The organism is Spirillospora sp. CA-294931 (assembly GCF_050946795.1).
Lineage (GTDB): Bacteria > Actinomycetota > Actinomycetes > Streptosporangiales > Streptosporangiaceae > Spirillospora.
The window spans coordinates 2,366,268-2,385,743 of record NZ_CP192006.1; the positions used below are offsets into that span (position 1 = coordinate 2,366,268).

15 protein-coding genes are annotated in these 19,476 nt (G+C 72.6%); 5 read left to right on the plus strand and 10 right to left on the minus strand.

The features are described from left to right. Positions 1-32: 32 nt before the first annotated feature. Positions 33-3,692, plus strand: a complete 3,660-nt coding sequence (gene cobN, locus ACQPY4_RS10960; protein ID WP_433335145.1) for a cobaltochelatase subunit CobN — start codon at positions 33-35, stop codon at positions 3,690-3,692. A gap of 4 nt (positions 3,693-3,696) precedes the next feature. Here cobN and ACQPY4_RS10965 read toward each other — a convergent pair whose 3' ends face one another. The 3 genes from ACQPY4_RS10965 to ACQPY4_RS10975 all read right to left on the minus strand — a co-directional run bounded on the left by ACQPY4_RS10965 (position 3,697) and on the right by ACQPY4_RS10975 (position 7,111). After that, on the minus strand, positions 3,697-3,996 hold the full coding sequence (locus ACQPY4_RS10965) for a DUF4333 domain-containing protein (RefSeq protein WP_433335147.1): 300 nt from the start codon (positions 3,994-3,996) through the stop codon (positions 3,697-3,699). A gap of 41 nt (positions 3,997-4,037) precedes the next feature. Next, positions 4,038-5,429, minus strand: a complete 1,392-nt coding sequence (locus ACQPY4_RS10970; protein WP_433335149.1) for an amino acid permease — start codon at positions 5,427-5,429, stop codon at positions 4,038-4,040. 77 nt (positions 5,430-5,506) lie between these two features. After that, positions 5,507-7,111: a serine/threonine-protein kinase gene (locus tag ACQPY4_RS10975; RefSeq protein ID WP_433335151.1), complete on the minus strand. Its 1,605-nt coding sequence runs from the start codon at positions 7,109-7,111 to the stop codon at positions 5,507-5,509. 98 nt (positions 7,112-7,209) lie between these two features. On the opposite strand from ACQPY4_RS10975, the gene ACQPY4_RS10980 reads away from it, so the two are divergent. Continuing rightward, positions 7,210-8,160: an alpha/beta hydrolase gene (locus tag ACQPY4_RS10980; RefSeq protein ID WP_433335153.1), complete on the plus strand. Its 951-nt coding sequence runs from the start codon at positions 7,210-7,212 to the stop codon at positions 8,158-8,160. Here the strand turns inward: ACQPY4_RS10980 and ACQPY4_RS10985 are convergent. From ACQPY4_RS10985 to ACQPY4_RS10995, 3 genes are all read right to left on the minus strand, one after another. Continuing rightward, positions 8,157-9,866, minus strand: a complete 1,710-nt coding sequence (locus tag ACQPY4_RS10985) for a serine/threonine-protein kinase (RefSeq protein ID WP_433335155.1) — start codon at positions 9,864-9,866, stop codon at positions 8,157-8,159. The genes ACQPY4_RS10980 and ACQPY4_RS10985 overlap by 4 nt on opposite strands. 66 nt (positions 9,867-9,932) lie before the next feature. Next, positions 9,933-11,267 carry a DUF4389 domain-containing protein gene (locus ACQPY4_RS10990; RefSeq protein ID WP_433335157.1) on the minus strand — a complete coding sequence of 445 codons (1,335 nt, stop codon included), beginning with the start codon at positions 11,265-11,267 and terminating at the stop codon, positions 9,933-9,935. A gap of 132 nt (positions 11,268-11,399) precedes the next feature. Continuing rightward, on the minus strand, positions 11,400-12,155 hold the full coding sequence (locus tag ACQPY4_RS10995; protein ID WP_433335159.1) for a TetR family transcriptional regulator: 756 nt from the start codon (positions 12,153-12,155) through the stop codon (positions 11,400-11,402). 179 nt (positions 12,156-12,334) lie between these two features. Between ACQPY4_RS10995 and ACQPY4_RS11000 the strand changes: the two genes are divergently transcribed. The 3 genes from ACQPY4_RS11000 (at position 12,335) to ACQPY4_RS11010 (ending at position 16,446) form a co-directional block, all read left to right on the plus strand. Beyond that, positions 12,335-12,607, plus strand: a complete 273-nt coding sequence (locus ACQPY4_RS11000) for a hypothetical protein (RefSeq protein ID WP_433335161.1) — start codon at positions 12,335-12,337, stop codon at positions 12,605-12,607. Between the two features lie 171 nt (positions 12,608-12,778). Next, a complete protein-coding gene (locus tag ACQPY4_RS11005; protein ID WP_433335163.1) occupies positions 12,779-13,054 on the plus strand; it encodes a DUF6504 family protein in 276 nt (91 codons plus the stop codon). A gap of 8 nt (positions 13,055-13,062) precedes the next feature. Beyond that, positions 13,063-16,446 (plus strand): DNA polymerase III subunit alpha, encoded by a 3,384-nt coding sequence (locus ACQPY4_RS11010; RefSeq protein WP_433335165.1) that lies wholly within the window; start codon positions 13,063-13,065, stop codon positions 16,444-16,446. Positions 16,447-16,452: 6 nt separating this feature from the next. Here ACQPY4_RS11010 and ACQPY4_RS11015 read toward each other — a convergent pair whose 3' ends face one another. The 4 genes from ACQPY4_RS11015 to ACQPY4_RS11030 form a co-directional block, all read right to left on the minus strand. Then, a complete protein-coding gene (locus tag ACQPY4_RS11015) occupies positions 16,453-17,133 on the minus strand; it encodes a DUF4328 domain-containing protein (protein ID WP_433335167.1) in 681 nt (226 codons plus the stop codon). 92 nt (positions 17,134-17,225) lie between these two features. Beyond that, positions 17,226-17,558 carry a hypothetical protein gene (locus tag ACQPY4_RS11020; RefSeq protein WP_433335169.1) on the minus strand — a complete coding sequence of 111 codons (333 nt, stop codon included), beginning with the start codon at positions 17,556-17,558 and terminating at the stop codon, positions 17,226-17,228. A 79-nt stretch (positions 17,559-17,637) separates the two neighbouring features. Continuing rightward, complete coding sequence (locus ACQPY4_RS11025) at positions 17,638-18,285, minus strand: response regulator (RefSeq protein WP_433335171.1); 648 nt, start codon at positions 18,283-18,285, stop codon at positions 17,638-17,640. Next, the gene (locus tag ACQPY4_RS11030) at positions 18,282-19,469 is read right to left on the minus strand and encodes a sensor histidine kinase (RefSeq protein WP_433335173.1); all 1,188 of its coding nucleotides are present in this window, start codon (positions 19,467-19,469) and stop codon (positions 18,282-18,284) included. Before ACQPY4_RS11030 ends, ACQPY4_RS11025 begins: the two co-directional genes overlap by 4 nt. Positions 19,470-19,476 lie beyond the last annotated feature (7 nt).

Here is a 19,476-nt window from a genome sequence, read left to right on the forward strand (position 1 = left end):
GCCGGGGCGCGGACCCCGGAGGAGGCTTGCCGATGCGTGCCCTGCTTCTTTCCACCGCTGACACCGAGTTGCTCGCCGCCCAGGCTTCGGATGCCGGGTATGTGACGGCCAATCCCGTTCGGGTGGAGCCCGATGACGTCGCCGGGCTGGTCGAGGGTGTGGATGTTGTCGTTGTGCGGTTGCTGGGTGGGCGTAAGACGTGGCCTGGCGGTGTCGAGCGGCTGCGGGCTTTGGGGCTGCCTGTGGTGTTCCTGGGTGGAGAGGCCGATCCGGACGCCGAGTTGATGGCGCTCTCGACGGTTCCTGCGGGTGTCGCGGCTGAGGCGCTGGGTTATCTGCGTGAGGGCGGGGTCGCGAACCTGCGGGAGCTGGCGCGGTTTCTCTCCGACACGGTGCTGCTGACGGGGGAGGGGTTCGAGCCGCCGCTTGCCATGCCGTCGTTCGGGGTGCATGGGGAGCGGGCCCTGGATGCGGGAAAGCCCACCGTGGGCGTTGTTTTCTACCGGGCGCACGAGTTGTCGGGCAACACCGCGTTCGTCGATGTGCTGTGCGAACAGATCGAGGCCAAGGGCGCCAATGCTCTGCCTGTTTTCTGTGGGTCGTTGCGGGGGGCCGAAGCGGGGCTGCTTGATGTTCTGAAGCAGACTGATGCGTTGGTGGCGACCGTGCTGGCCGCGGGTGGGGCGGTCGCATCCGACGCTTCGGCGGGCGGCGACGAGGACGCCTGGGACGCCGGTGCGCTGGCCACCTTGGACGTGCCCGTCGTGCAGGGGCTGTGCCTCACGTCGTCCAAGGCCGTGTGGGAGGAGTCCGACGCCGCCCTCACACCCATGGACGCCGCGATGCAGGTGGCCATTCCCGAGTTCGACGGGCGGCTGATCTCGGTGCCGTTCTCGTTCAAGGAGGAGGGGCCCGCGGGGATTCCGGTCTATCGGGCCGATCCGGAGCGGGCCGCTCGGGTGGCCGGGATCGCGGTCCGGCATGCCCGGTTGCGGCACGTGGCGAACGCGGACAAGCGGATCGCGATCGTCCTGTCGTCGTATCCGACCAAGCACGCCCGGGTGGGGAACGCCGTCGGGCTCGACACGCCCACCTCGGCGGTGCGGATGCTGCGGACGATGGCCGAGGCGGGGTACGAGCTGGGAGGCGATTCCAGTCTGTGGAGTGATCCCGCGAGCGGGGACGCGCTCATCCACGCGCTGATCGCGGCGGGCGGGCACGACGTGGAGTGGTTGACCGAGGAGCAGCTCCGGCAGGCGCCCGCCCGGGTCGCGCTCGACTCCTACCGGCGGTGGTTCGAGGCACTGCCCGCGTCGCTGCGGGAAGGGGTGCGGGAGCACTGGGGCGAGCCTCCGGGTGAGCTTTACGTCGACGGCGGCGACATCGTGCTGGCCTCGCTGCGGTTCGGGAACGTGGTGCTGATGATCCAGCCGCCGCGCGGGTTCGGGGAGAACCCGGTGGCGATCTACCACGACCCCGATCTGCCGCCCTCACATCACTATCTGGCTGCTTATCGGTGGCTCGATCTGGAGTTCGGTGCGGATGCCGTGGTGCATCTGGGCAAGCACGGGACGCTGGAGTGGCTTCCCGGTAAGGGGCTCGGGCTGTCGGCCGGGTGCGCGCCCGATGGGGTGCTCGGCGAGCTGCCGCTGGTGTACCCGTTCATCGTGAACGACCCGGGCGAGGGGACGCAGGCCAAGCGGCGCGGGCACGCGACCGTGGTCGACCATCTGGTGCCGCCGATGGCGCGGGCCGAGACCTACGGCGACATGGCCAAGCTCGAGCAGTTGCTGGACGAGTACGCGACCGTCGCCGATCTCGACCCGACCAAGCTCCCGGCCGTCCGGGCGCAGATCTGGACGCTGGTGCAGGCCGCCCAGCTCCATCACGACCTGCGTCAGGACGAGATGCCCGACGACACCGAGTTCGACGACTTCATCATGCACATCGACGGGTACCTGTGCGAGATCAAGGACGTGCAGATCCGCGACGGCCTGCACATCCTGGGGCAGCGGCCCGAGGACGAGGCGCGGGTGAGCCTGGTGCTGGCGGTGCTGCGGGCCTCGCAGGTCTGGGGCGGGGTCTCGGGAGCCATGCCCGGGCTCCGCACCGCGATCGGCGCCCGGTACGGCGTGGACGAGAAGGCGCTGCTCGCCGCGCCGGGCGAGGCGGCGGCGCATGGCGGCCTCGCCGAGTTGGCGGAAGGGCCCGCGCGTACGGGGGCCGATGTCGTCGATCTGCTGGAAAAGGTCGCCCGTTCGCTTGTCGAAAGGATGGAGCGCGGTGGCTGGGACGCCGCCGAGGCGTCCCGCGTGTGCGCCGAGGTGCTCGGGAGCGAGGACCCCGGTGTGGTGCGGCTGCTGGAGTTCGGGGCCGAGGAGGTCGTTCCCCGGCTGGACGCCACCAGCGACGAGATCGGCGCCGTCCTGCACGCCCTGGACGGCGGCTACATTCCGGCGGGGCCTTCGGGGTCGCCGACGCGGGGTCTGGTCAACGTCCTGCCGACCGGGCGCAACTTCTACTCGGTCGACCCCAAGGCGATCCCGTCGCGCAACTCGTGGGACGTCGGCGTCGCGCTGGCCGACTCGCTCATCGCGCGGCATATGGAGGACACCGGCGAGTACCCGTCCAGCGTCGGGCTGACCGTCTGGGGCACCAGCGCCATGCGGACGCAGGGCGACGACATCGCCGAGGTGCTCGCGCTGATCGGGTGCCGTCCGGTGTGGGACGACGCGTCCCGCCGGGTGACCGGCTTCGAGATCGTCCCGGTCGAGGAGCTCGGACGGCCCCGCATCGATGTCACGCTCCGGATCTCGGGCTTCTTCAGGGATGCGTTCCCGCACGTCATCGCGTTGATCGACGACGCGATCCGGGCGGTCGCCGAGCTGGAGGAGCCCGCCGAGGACAACTTCCTGCGCGGTCACGCCCTGGAGGACCGCACGGCCCACGGCGACTGGCGGCGGGCGACGACCCGGATCTTCGGCTCCAAGCCGGGCGCCTACGGGGCCGGGCTGCTGCCGCTGATCGACGCCCGCAACTGGCGCGACGACTCCGACCTGGCGGAGGTCTACGCGGTCTGGGGCGGTTACGCCTACGGCCGGGGCCTGGACGGTCGCGAGGCCCGCACCGACATGGAGTCCTCGTTCCGGCGGATCGCGGTCGCCGCCAAGAACCAGGACACCCGCGAGCACGACATCGTCGACTCCGACGACTACTTCCAGTACCACGGCGGGATGGTCGCGATGGTCAGGTCGCTGACCGGCGCGAACCCGGCGGCGTACGTCGGCGACTCGGCGATGCCCGAGCAGGTCAGGACCCGGACGCTGGCCGAGGAGACCCATCGGGTGTTCCGCGCGCGGGTGGTGAACCCGCGCTGGATCGCCGCGATGCGCAGGCACGGCTACAAGGGCGCCTTCGAGCTGGCGGCAACGGTCGACTACCTGTTCGGCTACGACGCGACCGCCGGGGTCGTCGACGACTGGATGTACGAGAGCCTGGCCAAGGAGTACGTGTTCGACGACGAGACCCGCGCGTTCATGGAGCGGTCGAACCCGTGGGCGCTGCGGGGAATCACCGAGCGCCTGCTGGAGGCCGCCGACCGCGAGCTGTGGGCCGAGCCCGACCCCGAGGTCCTGGACCGGCTTCGCCGCACCTACCTGGAGCTGGAGGGCGACCTGGAGGCCGGGGAGTAGCCGCCTACTTGCGGTCGACCTTGATGGCGTAGCGCACCTTGCTGCCCTCCACCGAGGTCACCGTCACGGTCAGCCCGATCTTGGAGCCGTCGTCGGCCTCCAGCCGGCAGCGCATGGCGGTGCCCTTCTTGGCCTTGAGGTCCTTGGGGCAGTCGACCTTCTTGGGACGCTGCCCGACCTGCTTGTCCAGCTGGTCGGCGACCCCCTTCTCCAGCTCGGATCTCTTGACCGACTTGTCGCCGCCCCCGCAGCCGCCGGTCACCGCCATGATCGCCACGGCCAGCGCGGCGAGACGCGTTCGCATGTTGCCCCCCATGCGGCGTCTTGTTCCCCGCGTGGGCGTGATCAGTCGTCGGCGGGCTGGGGGACGGTGACCGGGCGCTGGACGGGCGGGGTACGGCCGAAGCGCCTGCGGAGGGGGTAGAGGATCACCACCACGGCCAGGCTGGTGACCGAGGCCAGGAGCTGGCTGCGCTGGGCGTCCATGAACGCCATCGCGCCGAGGGCCACCAGGAGGGAGCCGATGACGAGCCAGGTGAGATAGGGGTACAGCCACATCTTGTAGCCGAGGCTCGCCGGGTCGTCGCGCTGGAGGCGGGCGCGCAGCCGCAGCTGCGCCAGCGCGATCGCCAGGTAGATGAAGGCCAGGATGACGCCGATGGAGTTCATCAGGAACTTGAAGACCTGGTCGGGCGAGACGTAGGAGGCCACGACCGCGCCCCACGCGGCGACCGTGCCGAGCAGCGTGGCGCGGACGGGCACGCCCCGGCGGCTGACCTTCACCAGCCCGGCGGGCGCGTCGCCGTCGCGGGTCAGGACGTGCAGCATCCGGGACGAGGCGTAGATCGCCGAGTTCAGCACCGACAGCACCGCCGTGAGGATCACCGCCTGCATGATCGTTCCGGCGGACGGGACGTCCAGCCGGTCGAGGGCGCCGACGAACGGGCTGCGCAGGGCCTCGGCGTCGTTCCACGGCAGGATCGCCACCACCAGGAAGATGGAGAACACGTAGAACAGCGCGACCCGCCAGAGCACGTTGCTGGTGGCGCGGGCGACGGCCCGTCCGGGCTCCTTGCTCTCGGCGGCGGCGATCGTGACGATCTCGGTGCCGCCGAACGCGAACAGCACCGTGACGATCGAGGAGAACACCGCCGTGGTGCCGTTCGGGGCGAACCCGCCATGGTCGGTGAGGTTGCCGAGCCCACCCGGGGAGTCGGGCCACAACCCGAGCACCCACAGAACGCCCAGGACGAGGAACACCACGATCGCCACGACCTTGATCGAGGCGAACCAGAACTCGAACTCGCCGAACGAGCGCACCGAGGCCAGGTTCACGGCCGTCATCACCAGCAGCAGCGCGGCGGCCAGCAGCCATTTGGGCAGGTCGACCCAGTCGGCCAGGATCGCGGCGCCCGCCACGGCCTCGGCCCCGACCAAGATCACGTAGAGATACCAATAGAGCCAGCCGGTGGTGAAGCCCGCACCGGGGCCGAGCGCCATCCGCGCGTACTCGGCCATCGACCCGGCCACGGGCCGCGCCACGACCATCTCGCCCAGGGCCCGCATCACGAACAGGACCAGGATCCCGGCCACGGTGTAGGACAGGAAGGCGGCGGGCCCGGCGCTTCGGATCACCTCGCCGCTGCCGACGAAGAGCCCGGCCCCGACGGCGCCGCCGATCGCGAGCATCGTCATGTGGCGGCGGCGCAGCCCCGCCTGGAGTTCGTTGCCGGTCATCCCGCGCCCTCCGCACTCTTGATCATGATGGCCGCCTCATCCTAGGGACGGCCCGGAGCGCTCGGTACGGGGGGCGACTACTCGGGGATCTCGCTCAGCGCGTAGTCGTCGAACTGCGCCCAGGCTTCGCTGGTTCCGGCGGAGTTCCACGGCCGGTTGACCACCAGTCCGGTGTCGCCCTCACGCAGCGGGGTGTCGGTGTCGGTGTGGTCGATCGCCGCCGAGCCGTTGGCCCAGACTTTGATCTTGGTGCCCTTGCCGCGCAGGTCGACCTCGACCTGGAGCCGGTTGAAGCCGGTGGACTTGAAGCCCTCGACCTTGGCGGACTTCAGCTCGCTGCCGCGATCGGCGCCCCACTTGACCAGCCGGACGGTGCCGTCCGGCCGGAACACGACGTCGTACCACTTCTTGTCCTTGCCGAGGACCCACGTGCCCGCGTCCCACTGCCCGTTGGCCGGGCCGCCGAACAGCTTGACCTTGAGGTCGTGCAGGTAGCGCTTGGTAGGGGAGACACGGAGGCCGGGGGTGGCGCAGGTTTTGCGGTTGTCGCCGGTGAACTTGACCCCGATGGAGTAGACCTTGAGCTTGGTGTCGTAGCCGCCGCAGTCGTACGACTGGTTCGGCCAGCCGGAACCGGTGCTCTCGAAATTGTCCTTCAGCACGATCGCCGTGCCGGGCTCGGGCGGGCCGTCGGCCGGGCCGAACATCGTCCAGCCGAGAACGCCGACGAGGAGCACGGCGACGACGGCCGCCGCGATGGCGCCGACCTTGCGGGCCCCGGGGACGCGGCGGGACGGCGGCGCCGAGTCTTCCCGGGTGGACGAGGTGGTGAGCGGCGTCGCGACGGTCGGGGGCTGCGGCGGGACGCTCGCGGGAGCGTGGCCGGTCAGCGAGGTGAGCAGCTCGTTGTGGCTGGGGCGCTGCGCCGGGTCCTTGGCCAGCGCCCGGGAGACCAGCGGGAGCAGCGCCGGGTCGAGGCCGTCCAGGACGGGCGGGTCGCTGATGACCCGGTGGATGATCTCGGGGACCGTGTTGCCCGCGAACGGGGCGCGTCCTGTTCCCGCGTAGGCGACGACGCAGCCCCAGGAGAAGACGTCGGCCGCCGGGGTGATCTCGCCGCCGCGCAGGATCTCCGGGGCGATGTAGGAGGGCGTCCCGACGAACTGGCCGGTGCGGGTGGGGCCGTCGACGGCGTCCAGGGCGCGGGCGATGCCGAAGTCGATCACCCGGGGGCCGGTGGACGAGAGCATCACGTTGGACGGCTTGAGGTCGCGGTGCACGATCCCGGCGCCGTGGATCGCGCTCAGGGCGGTGGCGATGCCGACCGCCAGGCCCTCCAGATTGCCCCCGTACATCGGCCCGCGCTCGGCCACGGCCTGGTCGAGGCCGGGCCCGTCGACGAACTCGGTGACGACGTAGAGCGGCTCGCCGTCCAGCCGCGCGTCGAGCACGGCGGCGGTGCAGAAGCGGCGGACCTGGCGGGCGGCGGTCACCTCGCGCCGGAACCGGGCGCGGAACGCCTCCTCGTCGGCCAGCTCGGCGTTGATGACCTTGACCGCGACCTGGCGCCCCCGCTCGTCTTCGCCGAGGTAGACGGTGCCCATGCCGCCACGGCCGAGACGGCCGGTGATCCGGTAGGACCCGAGCCGCTCGGGATCGGACGTTCGCAAGGGACTGGCCATGGGCGACTCCTGGAGAGGGGAGCGGACGAACACACGCGGGGCATAGATTTTCAGGTGGAAGTCAAGAGGGCAATTCGGTTCGGTGAGAATGAGGGCCTATGGAAGCGACGACGGACGTTCTGGGACCGGACTACGAGGCGATCGAGCTGCCGATGGGCGACGACGCCGAGGGGCCGGTCGTGGCCACGCTCGTCCGGCGCCGGGCGACCGACCCGCGCCGCCGGGCGGTGCTCTACGTGCACGGCTTCATCGACTACTTCTTCCAGAAGCACCTGGCCGACTTCTACCTTGAGCAGGGCTTCGACTTCTACGCCCTCGACCTGCGCAAGTACGGGCGCTCGCTGCGGCCCCATCAGACGCCCAACTACGTCGACAGCCTGTCCGAGTACTTCGCCGAGATCGACGCGGCCGTCCGGATCGTCCGCGAGGACGACGGCCACGAGGTCGTGCTGCTCAACGGGCACTCCACCGGCGGGCTGATCGCGGCGCTGTGGGCCGACCGCGTGCGCGGCCGGGGCCTGGTCGACGGCGTCTTCCTCAACAGCCCGTTCCTCGACATCGCCGAGCCGCTGGTGATGCGCAAGCTCGGCGCGGGCCTGGCCCGGGCGCTGCGGGCCCGGTTCCCCAAGGCCACGCTGCCCGCCGGGGTGTCGGACGCCTACCCGCGCAGCATCCATGTCGAGCACGACGGCGAATGGGACTTCGACCTGGAGTGGAAGCCGCTGCTGGGCTTCCCCGTCCGGGCGGCGTGGCTGGCCGCGGTGCGGCGGGGTCAGCTGCGCGTGCACGCGGGGCTCGACATCGACGTGCCGGTGCTGGTGATGTCGTCCACGCGCAGCGTCCGGCCCAAGCCGGGCGTCGCGGGCCTCACCGAGGCCGACGCGGTGCTCGACGTCGAGCACATGGCGCGCTGGGCGCCCCGGCTGGGACGCCACGTGACGCTGGTGAAGATCGAGGGCGGCGTGCACGACCTGGTGCTGTCGGCCAAGCCGGTCCGCGACCAGGTGTTCGCCGAGCTCACCCGCTGGACGGCCGGATACCTGCCCTAGCCGAGGATCTTGGACAGGTCGAAGTCGTCGAAGTCGGCGACGGACTGGGTGGAGGCGTTGCCGCCGCGGGCGACGCCGATGCCCGCCAGGCCGTTGGGCAGGGGGCTGTCGCCGTCGGTGTGGTCGAAGACCTGCTTGCCGTTCACCCACAGGCGCAGGCGGATCTTCTTGCCCTTCTCCTGCTCCTCGCACGCGGCCTTGAGCGTGTTGGCCTTGCCGGTGCCCTTGACCCCGGCGACCTCGTCGGCGACGACCAGGTTCTTGGTGCCCCGATCAACGGCGGTCTTGACGAGGAGGGCGCCCTTCCCGTCGTTGCGGACGGAGAACCCGTACTGCTGGGCGCCGTCGTCCTTGGACCGGCAGGAGATCTCGTACCTGCCGTCCGGGGCGCCCTTGAGCACCGTCGCGGTGGCGGTGACCAGGACGCTGCCGGGGATCTCGGCCGGTTCCTTGGGGACCCATCGGCCTCGGTAGGCGTAACTGCTGTCGGTCTCCAGCCGGTACTTGCCGCCGATGTACCCGTATTGGCTGCTGAACTCGCCGCCGTTCCAGCCCGAGTCGGTTTCGGAGAACGTGTCGCTGAACACGGTGGCCAGCTTCTCCGGCGGGCCCGGCGAGCTGAGCGCGGAGTAGGCGACGGTGGCCAGGCCCGCGACGGCGACGACCGCGAGCGCGGCGGCGGTGATGAGCAGGGGCTTGCGGATGCCCCGGCGGCCGCCGGGCGGCGGCCCGTAGGGCGGTGCGGTCTCGTCTCGGGTCGGGCCGTCGCCGTGGAACCCGGTCGGGGCCGGACGGGTCGGCGCCTGGTACTGGGCCCGGCCGCCCTGGGAGTGCCAGGACGCCTGGACGGTCTCGGCCACCCGCGCCGGGTCGGGCTGGGCATGCCCGACGAGCCTGCCCAGGAGCTCCTGCACCGAGGGACGCCTGGCCGGGTCCTTGTCGAGCGCGGCGGTGACCAGGTCGCGCAGACCCGCGTCGAGCCCGTCGAGCTTGGGCGGGTCGTGGGCGACACGGTAGAAGATCTCGGGGATGGTGTTGCCCGCGAACGGGGCGCGGCCCGTCCCGGCGAAGGCCACCACGCAGCCCCAGGAGAACACGTCGGAGGCCGGGGTGATCGGCTCGCCGCGCAGCAGCTCGGGCGGGAGGTAGTTGGGGGTGCCGACGATCTGCCCGGTGCGGGTGGGGCCGTCGGAGGCGTCCAGGGCACGGGCGATGCCGAAGTCGATCACCCGGGGGCCGGTCGGGGAGAGCAGCACGTTGGCGGGCTTGAGGTCGCGGTGGACGATGCCCGCCCCGTGGATGGCGGCCAGCGCGGTCGCGACGCCGACGGCCAGGCCCTCCAGGTCGGAGCCGGGCAGCGGGCCGCGTTCGGCGACGGCCTGGTCGAGGCTCGGACCCTCGATGTACTCGGTGGCGACCCAGAGCGGCTCGTGGTCGAGCTCGGCGCCCAGCACCTGGGCGGTGCAGAACCGGCGGACCTGGCGGGCCGCGGTGACCTCGCGGTGGAACCGGTCGCGGAACGTCTGCTCGCTGGCCAGCTCCCGGTTGATCACTTTGACCGCGACCCGGTTGCCCGCCGTGCCCTCGCCGAGGAAGACCGTGCCCATGCCGCCCCGGCCCAGCCGGGCGACGAGGCGGTAGGGGCCGAGCTCCCTGGGGTCGTCCGGGCGGAGGGAATCGAAGCTCTCTCCTGGGTGCGTGGTCATCGAGATCCTGGAGGTTTCGGGGTGATCGGGGCGGTGAGGACGACTCTAGCGGTCCGCCCGCGATGTTCAGGATCCGATTCGGCGGCGGGGACGGGGAAGCGTGCGGAAGGGCGGGAACTTCTCGTCGGTGAGCATGAACGCGTAGGCGACCACCCGTCCCGACCAGCGCTGGAAGCCCTGGGCGATCAGGAACAGCGAGCGGGGGTAGCGGCCGGTGAACGGGATGACCATCCAGCTGCACAGCATCACGACGACGAGCAGGATCGTCATGACCAGCATGATCATCAGATGCGGGACGACCAGCAGGCCCTTGAACAGCGTGAACCAGCGCCGGGGGCCGTTCCACCGCTCGGGGTAGGGCAGGTCGACCTGGACCGTCCCCGGGCCGTCGGCCGCGACCGGCACCGGCGCGGGCGCTTCGGTGGGGTCGGGGGCCTCGGTGGTGCTGGTCGCGGAAGGCGGCACCGGGTCGAACACCGGCGCGGGGGCGGGCGGCGGGACGTTCGGCTGCTGGACGGCGGCGGGCGGCCGCATCCAGGTCATCGAGACGTTATGCGCCGCGCGCTCGGGGTCGGCGTGCTCGCGGCCCACCAGCCGGTCGAGGATCTCCTGCGGGGTGGGCCGGTCGCGCGGGTCGTTCGCCAGCGCGGCGGCGGCCAGGTCGCGCAGGGCCGGGTCGAGGCCGTCCAGCACCGGACGGCCACCGGTGATCAGGCTGAAGGTCTCGGCCACGTTCTTGCCCAGGAACGGCGGGCGTCCCGTCCCGCCGAAGACGACCACGCAGCCCCACGAGAACACGTCGGAGGCCGCGGTGACCGGCTCGCCGCGGATCAGCTCCGGGGCGATGTAGGCTGGGGTGCCGACCATCTGGCCGGTGCGGGTGGGGCCGTCGGCGGCGTCGAGCGCGCGGGCGATGCCGAAGTCGATCACCCGGGGGCCGGTCGGCGAGAGGAGCACGTTGGCGGGCTTGAGGTCGCGGTGGACGATCCCGGCGCCGTGGATCGAGACCAGCGCGGTCGCGACGCCGACGGCCAGGCCCTCCAGCTCCGAGCCCGGCAGCGGCCCGTTCCTGGTGACCGCGTCCTCCAGGTTCGGGCCCTTGATGAACTCGGTGACGATGTACAGCGGCTCGCCCTCGACCTGCGCGTCCAGGACGGGCGCCGTGCAGAACCGGTTGACCTTGCGCGCCGAGCTGACCTCGGTGCGGAACCGGGCGAGGAACGCCGGCTCGCGGGTGAGCTCGGCGTTGACCACCTTGAGCGCGACCCGGCGGTTCTCGGGGTCGGCGGCCAGGTAGACCGTCCCCATCCCGCCGCGTCCCAGCCGCCCGAGCAGCCGGTAGGGGCCGAGGGTGCGGGGCTCGTCCTGGAGAAGGGGTCTGACGGCGCTGGTCGTCGTCATGGCGGGGGAGGCTCCTCGAAGATCGTTGAGAGTGGCAACACCCTACGGGCGGCCGGGAGGGCCGCGCATCGCCGTCCGGGATGACGCGGCGCGCTCTCTCGCAAGACCTGGGAGGGAGAGGCGGCCCCGCCCTCAGACCCAGTCGCGCACGCAGTCGCGGGTCAGCGTCAGGACCCGCTCCATCCGCTCCGAGATGATCGCCACGTCCCAGATCTCCTTGCGGGCGCAGTCCTCGAACACCACCCGGGCCGAGCCGCTGTAGATCGCGACGATGATCTGCGGGCGCGGGTCGTCCTCGGGGTCGACGCCGAGGCGGCGGGCGATCTCGGCGGCCAGCGTCTTCTCGGCCTGCGCGTAGCGCGCCATCTGCGCGGCCAGCAGCGGCGGGTTCGCCTCGATCACCTGGTGTATCCGGCGGAACCTGCCGGCCTCGGCGGAGGCGTCGGTCATCGACTCCATCATCTCGCGCAGCGACTCGAACAGCGCGGTGAGCGGCGGCTCGCCGGCCGAGCGTCCGGCCAGGCACTCCATCATGACCTGGTCGTGCTCGGCCAGGAAGCCGGTGACCACGTCCTCCTTGGTGGCGAAGTAGCGGAAGAAGGTGCGCTGCGACACCTCGACCGCGGCGACGATCTCGTCGATCGTGGTCGCGTCGTAGCCCTTCTCCAGGAACAGGTCGAGGGCGGCGTCGATGAGGGCCATCCGGGTGCGCTGCTTCTTGCGTTCGCGCAGCCCCGCGAGCGCGCGCCCGGAGCCGGGCGGCGGCTCCGCGGCGTCCCCGTCCTGGACCGGTCCGGCCTCGGCCGACTCGGCCGCCGAGGGATGCGCGGGGTCGTCCCCCCGCACCGGCTCGCCGTCCTCGCGGCCGTCCGGGGCGGTTGCCGTCATCGGTCGCTCCTTCGAGATCCCTTTGTGCGCGGGGCCTTTCGCGCGTTCGCCCTCGACAGGGTGTATCACGAACGCACATGCGGAGGACAGGAGGAATCGCGCGGTGGCGCCCGCCCGCGTAAGCATCTCGTGACCCTTGGTGGGGTGCCCCGCAGGTCCGGCGTGGGAAGGATCCCCTCGTGTCGGTTATCGGGGAGCACGAGATCGCCGAGGTGCGGCGGCGTCATCTGTCGACCCTGGCCTACGAGGTCGAGGCGCGCGGGCTGCGGTGGCGGATGGCCGGGCCCGAGGAGTCGGTCCTGGGCGTGGTCGGCCCCGCGACCCGGCGCCAGGTCATGGTCGTCGCCACGCCCGCCGGGCCGGGCTGGTCGTACCTGTGGACGGGCGGCGGCATCGCCGATGTGGGCGAGGTCGGACGGGTGGCCGAGCGGCTGGTGCTCCTGCTGACCTGACCGTGCTGACCTGCGTCTTCTTCGGGACGTCCGGGAGCGGGCCATCCGGCCCCACCCCACCTTGCCCTCCCGGGTGGGCCTTCCCTAGACTCACGAACGAACGTATGTTCGAGTAAAGGCCGCATGTCTTCCCCCGTGTGGCGCGACGAGATCGAAGACCGGGGGAGGCAGATGACTCGCGTATTCGGCGACCCTGTGGACGTCTGGGTGACCGATGGGCGTCCGGTCAGGTTCGTGTGGCGGGGAAGGCTCTACACCGTCAGGCGGGTGCTGGAGCACTGGGTGACCACCCGCGACTGGTGGTTGGAGCAGCACCCCGAGACCGAGGTCTCGGGAGAGCGGGAGTTCTGGCGGGTCGAGGCGTCCCCGGAACGGGAGATCGGCGTCTACGAGCTGCGCCACGACGTGGCCGCCGACACGTGGATGCTCTCCCGGGTCTGGGACTGAGGCGGCCGATGCACCTTCACGTGGCCTCCTGCTTCTCCCTCCGGTACGGCGTCGCGACGCCCCGGGCCCTGGCCGAGCGAGCGGCCGGGCTGGGCATGGCGACGCTGGCCCTGACCGACCGCGACGGGCTCTACGGCGCGGTCAAGCACGTCCAGGCCTGCCGCGCCGCGGGCGTCGGGCCCGTCCTCGGCGCCGATCTGGCCACCGCGCCGCCCGGCCCGGACGGGCGCGGCGACCGGGTGGTCGTGCTCGCCGAGGGCCGCGCGGGCTGGGCCTCGCTGTGCCGCCTGGTGACCGCCGCGCACCTGGCGGGCGAGCGGGGCGACCCGGTGGCGGGCCGCGCGCTGATCGGTGAGCACTCCGCCGGTCTCGTGGTGCTGCTCGGGCCCGAGTCCGACGTCGGGCGGGCCGTCGCCGGGCGCCGTCCCGACGTGGCGGCCGGGCTGCTGGCCGCCTGGCGCGCCACCGCCGAGACCGTTCTCGAGATCGTCGACCACCACGACCGGGGCGACGCGCACCGGGCCGCGCGGATGCTGGCGCTGGCCGCCGAGAGCGGCGTCCCGGCGGTGCTGGGCAACGCGGTGCGCTACCTCGACCCGGCCGACTCCCCGGTCGCGCAGGTGCTGGACGCCTCGCGGCGGCTCGTCCCGCTGCACCGCAGGCACCTGGACGACCACACCGGGCAGGCGTACCTCAAGTCCGAGGAGCAGTTGCGCCGGGTCGCCGAGCTGAGCTGCGGCCCCGAGGGCGCGGCCGGGCTGCTGGAGGCGACCAGGCGGCTGTCGGAACGCTGCGTCGTGGACGGCGACCGCGACCTCGGCATGGACGCCGTCCACCTGCCCGAGAGCCAAGGCGATCCCCGCGCGCGGCTGGCCGCCCGGTGCCGGGAGGGCCTGGCCCGCCGGGGCATGGACCGCTCCGAGGAGGCGGCCGGGCGGCTGGCCCACGAGCTGGGGATCATCGCCCGCAAGGGCCTGGAACCCTACTTCCTCACCGTGGCCGACGCCGCCGGGCTCATCCGCGCGCGGGGCATCAGGTGCGCGATCCGGGGCTCGGGCGCGGGCAGCCTGGTCAACCATCTGCTCGGGATCGGCGACCTGGACCCGCTCCGGCACGACCTGGTCATGGAGCGGTTCCTGGCCGACAGCCGCGAGGGCCTGCCCGACATCGACCTGGACGTGGAGTCCGCGCGCCGCCTGGAGGCCTACCGGGCGCTGTTCGCCCACTTCGGCGAGGACGCCGTCGCCTGCGTCTCGATGATGGAGACCTACCGGGCCCGCAGCGCCATCCGCGACGTCGGGAACGCCGTCGGGCTGCCCCCGATGGAGATCGACACGATCGCCAAGGCGTTCCCTCACATCCGGGCCCGGCAGATCCGCGCGGCCCTGCGCGACCTGCCCGAGCTGCGGCAGAGCAACCTGAACCAGGAGCGCCTGGCGGTGCTGTTCCGCATCGCCGAACGGCTGGACGGCCTGCCCCGGCACATCGCCATGCACCCGTGCGGCGTCCTGCTGTCGAACGCGACGCTGCGCGACCGCACGCCGCTGGAGCGCAGCCAGGCCGGCTTCCCGATGAGCCAGTTCGACAAGGAGGACGTCGAGGCCATGGGGCTGCTCAAGCTCGACGTCCTCGGGGTGCGGATGCAGTCGTCGATGGCCCACACCGTCGACGAGATCGCCCGCACCACCGGGGAGCGCGTCGACCTGGAGGCGATCCCGCACGACGACCCCGCCACCTACGAGCTGATCAGGACCAGCAGGACGCTCGGCTGCTTCCAGATCGAGTCGCCCGGCCAGCGCGAGCTGATCGGGCGGCTCCAGCCCCGCGACCTCGGCGACCTGATCATCGACATCTCGCTGTTCCGGCCGGGCCCGGTCTCGGCCGACATGGTCACGCCGTTCCTGGAGTCCAGGCACGGGCGGCGGCCGGTCGTCCATCCCCACCCCGACCTGGCCGGCGTGCTCGCCGAGAGCCTGGGCGTGGTGGTCTTCCACGAGCAGGTGCTGCGGATTCTCGCCACGATGACCGGCTGCGGGCTCTCCGACGCCGAGGCCGCCCGCCGCCGGCTGGCCGACGAGGCCGGGCAGACCGAGGTCGGCGCCTGGTTCCGGGAACGTTCCCGCGCCCGGGGCTACGACGAGGCCGCGATCGGACGGGTCTGGCGGACGCTCACGGCGTTCGGCGCGTTCGGGTTCTGCAAGGCGCACGCCGCCTCGTTCGCCCTGCCCACCTACCAGTCGGCCTGGCTCAAGCGGCACCACCCGGCCGAGTTCTACGCCGGGGTGCTCACCCACGACCCCGGCATGTACCCCAAGCGCGTCATCCTGGACGACGCGCGGCACTTCGGCGTCCCGGTCCTGCCGCTGGACGTCAACCGCTCCGGCGCCCAGTGGCACGCCGAGCCGGTGTCCCAGGGCGGGCAGGCCGGGATCAGGGTCGCGCTGAACGAGGTGAAGGGCATCAGCGGCGGCGAGGTCGAGCGGATCGTCGCCGGGCGGCCCTACCGGTCGCTGACCGACTTCTGGGCCCGCGCCAGGGCCACCAGGCCCGTGGTGGAACGGCTGGTGCTGGCCGGGGGATTCGACGCCCTGTACGCCGCGCCGCCCCGTCCGGCGATGTCGCGGCGCGACCTGCTGTGCCGGGTGGGCGCGCTGGAGCGGGCGTCGTCGCGTCCGTCCCGGGGGGAGGTGGACGGCCAGCTCCGGCTGGGCGCCGAGGAGGGCGGCGTCGGCCTGGTGGAGCCCATCCCGATCGGGGAGCTCCCGCCGATGACCCCGTCGGAGATGGTCGAGGCCGAGCTGGAGATCCTCGGCATGGACGTCAGCCGCCACGTGCTCACCTTCTACGACGAGCTGCTCGACGCGCTCGGCGTCGTGCGCGCCGCCGACCTGCCGGGCCTGCCGGGCGGCGGCGAGGTGCTGGTCGCGGGCGTCAAGGTCGCCACCCAGACCCCGGCCGTCCGGTCCGGCCAGCGGGTGATCTTCGCCACCCTCGACGACGCGACCGGCCCCGTCGACCTGGCCTTCTTCGAGTCGGTGCAGGACCGCTGCGCCGCCACGGTCTTCGGATCGTGGCTGCTGCTGGTGCGGGGACGGGTGCGGCGCCCCGGCGCGGTGGCGGTCAACCTCACCGCCACCGGCTGCTGGGACCTGGCCGTCCTGCACGAGGAGTGGCGGCGGGGCGGGGCCGGGGCCGTCCGGCGGGCGATGGCGTCCACATCCCGCCCGCGCCGCCCGGCGGGACGCCCCGCGGGGCGCCAGATCGTCTACGCCAACGGGTTCGCGGTGTCGCCCTACGCCGACATCGCCCCCGCGGGCGCGGCCGTCAAGCACCCGCCCGCCAGGCTCTGGCACGCCAGCGGCGGCAGCTCGGGCCCGACGACCCCGCGGTGAGCGCCCTCAGTCCTCGCGGGTGACCTGGATGCGGGTGATCTGGAACACGGTGGCCATGCAGAACGCGGCGGCCAGGGCCTGGCAGGCCGCCGCGGCCACGCCCAGGTGCACCTCGAAGCGCGCCTCGGCCAGCGTGTGGACGCTGCCGCCGTTGAACCACCGCGCCAGCACCAGCCCCAGCAGGACGCAGACCCACCAGCCGCTGACGACCAGCCCGGCGGCATGCCGCTGGGCCGTCCGGTACCGGCCACTGTTGACCCAGGTCTCGTAGACCAGCCGCGGGGGCATCCACAGGTTGACCACGGGGGTGATCCAGCCGAAGACGACCCACGCCTGGTGATGGCGGTGCGGGCCGGGGGACTGCCGGTAGGCGCGCCACAGCCAGCCCAGATACAGCAGACCGGTGATCGCGGCCATCATCCCGCAGATCACGAAGACGTCGCCGTAGGGAGCCAGGGAGCGTCCCGTCGCCGCCGGGTCGTAGGTGTCGTGGGTGGCCTCGCGGAGGGGATGCGCGGCCCTGATCAGGCTGATGCCCGAGCCGAGCGCGATGAAGGCGTTGAAGCCCAGCAGCATGAACACCGCGACCCCCACCGCCCGGAAGTCGCGGCGCCTGGCCCAGGCGCCGCAGGCCGGGCAGCGCGCGATCTCGGTCGGGATGATGTCCCCGCACAGCGCGCACGGCATGATCCACCTCCGAGGTCTTGGGCTCCGCTTTCCCCGGATACTACGTAGGTTTGACCCGCCCCGCCCAATGGAGGTTCCCGCCGGGCGGGACGTCAGAAGATCAGCCGCGTCGCGGCCAGGGCCAGCGCGGCGGTCGCCGCCGCCCAGGCGGCCGCCCGGCCCGGCCCGCCCGAGACGAGAAGCCGCTCGGGCCGGAACCCGGTCACCAGCGCCAGCGCCCACCACTGCGCGAACGCCGCGATCGCGCAGTGCAGCGACCCGAACCCGAGCGTCGTGTGGAGCAGGATCAGCCCCGGCAGCGTGCCCACGTGCGCGGCCGTGGCCAGGCGGCGGGCGTACCCCGACAGGCCCCGGCGCAGGCCCGCCCCGACCGTGGCCCAGCCCGCCAGGGTGAGGACCCACAGGACCAGGACGGCCGTGGGCATCCCGGCCAGCGACTCCGGTGGTCCCAGCGCCCCGATCCTTCCATTCCCGTGTGCGAGTCGTTTGTGCGAGCCGGGGGCGTCAGCGCATCAGGCCCGACTCCCACGCCCAGGCGGCCGTCTCGACCCGGTTCCTGGCCGCCAGCTTCCGCTGGACGCTGCCCAGGTGGGTCTTGACCGTGGACAGCGACACGAACAGCTCGGCGGCGATCTCCTCGTTGGTGCGGCCCCGCGCGACCAGGCGCACGACGTCCAGCTCGCGCTCGGTGAGGGGCTCGCGCGGCGGCGTCGGGGACGCGGGCGGCGCCGCCAGGTTCTCCAGCAGCCGGATCGTGATCGACGGGGAGACCAGCGCGGTGCCGTTCGCGGCGGCCTTGACCGCCTCCACCAGGAACGCCGGGCCGCTGTCCTTCAGCAGGAACCCGACCGCGCCCCCGCGCAGCGCGCTGTAGACGTACTCGTCCATGTCGAACGTGGTGACGATCACCACCCGGAGCGGGTCGGCGACGTCGGGACCGGCCAGCAGGCGGGTCGCCTCGAGACCGTCCATGCGGGGCATCCGGATGTCGAACAGGCACACGTCGGGACGCAGCTCGCGGGCCCGCTCGACGGCCTCGGCCCCGTCGGCGGCCTCGCCGACCACCTCGATGTCGGGCTGGGAGTCGAGGATCATCCGGAACCCGGTCCGGACCATCTCCTGGTCGTCGGCGATCAGTACGCGGATGGTCACGGGGGAGATTCTTCCAGGGTTTCGCGGACGGGGCGGACCGGCAGGACGGCGACGACCTCCCAGCCGCCCTCCGGACGGGGCCCGGCCCGCAGCTCGCCGTCCAGCGCCTCGACCCGCTCCCGGAGCCCGGTCAGCCCGAACCCGCCGGACGGCAGGCGCCGCCCGCGTCCCTGTCCGTCGTCGCGGACGGCCACCTCCACCGCGCCTCCCGGCAGGCGGCACACCGCCACGTGCACGCCGGTCGCGTCCGCCGCGTGCTTGCGGGCGTTGGTCAGCGCCTCCTGCGCCACCCGGTGCACCGAGGTCGTCACCTCCGGGGGCAGCATCCCGAGATCCGGCGCGATCGCCAGCGTGGCGGGCGGGTCGGTGAACGAGGCGACCAGCTCGGAGACCTTGGCCAGGTCGCCCACCGGACGCGTCGCCGCGTCCCCGCCCTGCGCCTCGCGCAGCAGCCCGACCATGCGGCGCATCGAGGTCAGCGCCTCGGTGCCCGCCGTCTCGATCCCCTCGAACATCGTGTCGAGCTGCTCCGGGCTCTGCCCGGCCCCCGACTGCGCCGCGAACCGTGCCGCCTGCGCCTGGACGACGATTCCCGTCACGTGGTGGGCCACGAAGTCGTGCAGGTCGCGGGCCAGTTCGAGGCGCTCGTCCCGCCGGGCCTCGCGCACCGCCCGGGTCCGGCGCGCGGCGATCGCCCGCAGGTAGAGGCCCGTCCCGATGGCCACCGCCGCCAGCAGGCCCAGCGGCGCCGACAGCACCAGCGCGCCGAGCAGGTCGGTCCGCAGCGCCGTGGCGACCACGGCACCCGACGTCAGCGCGGTCATCGGGATCAGCCGCGAGCGCGGGACCCGCCAGGCCACCCGGATGATCAGCAGCAGCAGCCCCGCGATCTCCAGCACGGGCGCCGGGCCCGCCGCGCTCGCGTCGCCCGTCGAGATCAGCGTCAGGCTGAGCGCCAGCGAGTAGAACGACACCGCCATCGCCCAGCGCTCCAGGCCCCGCGACAGCAGCGACCCGGCCGCCGCGAGCGCCGCGGCCGTCAGCAGCGGCAACTTGGCCGGTCCGGGGTCCGCGCTGATGACGCACAGCAGCAGGAACAGCGCGGCGCCCAACCCGCACAACGAGCGGATCAGGCAGCCGCCGACGGAGTGGATGCGGTCGAGGCGCGCCGCCGGGTCCCTCATGCTCACC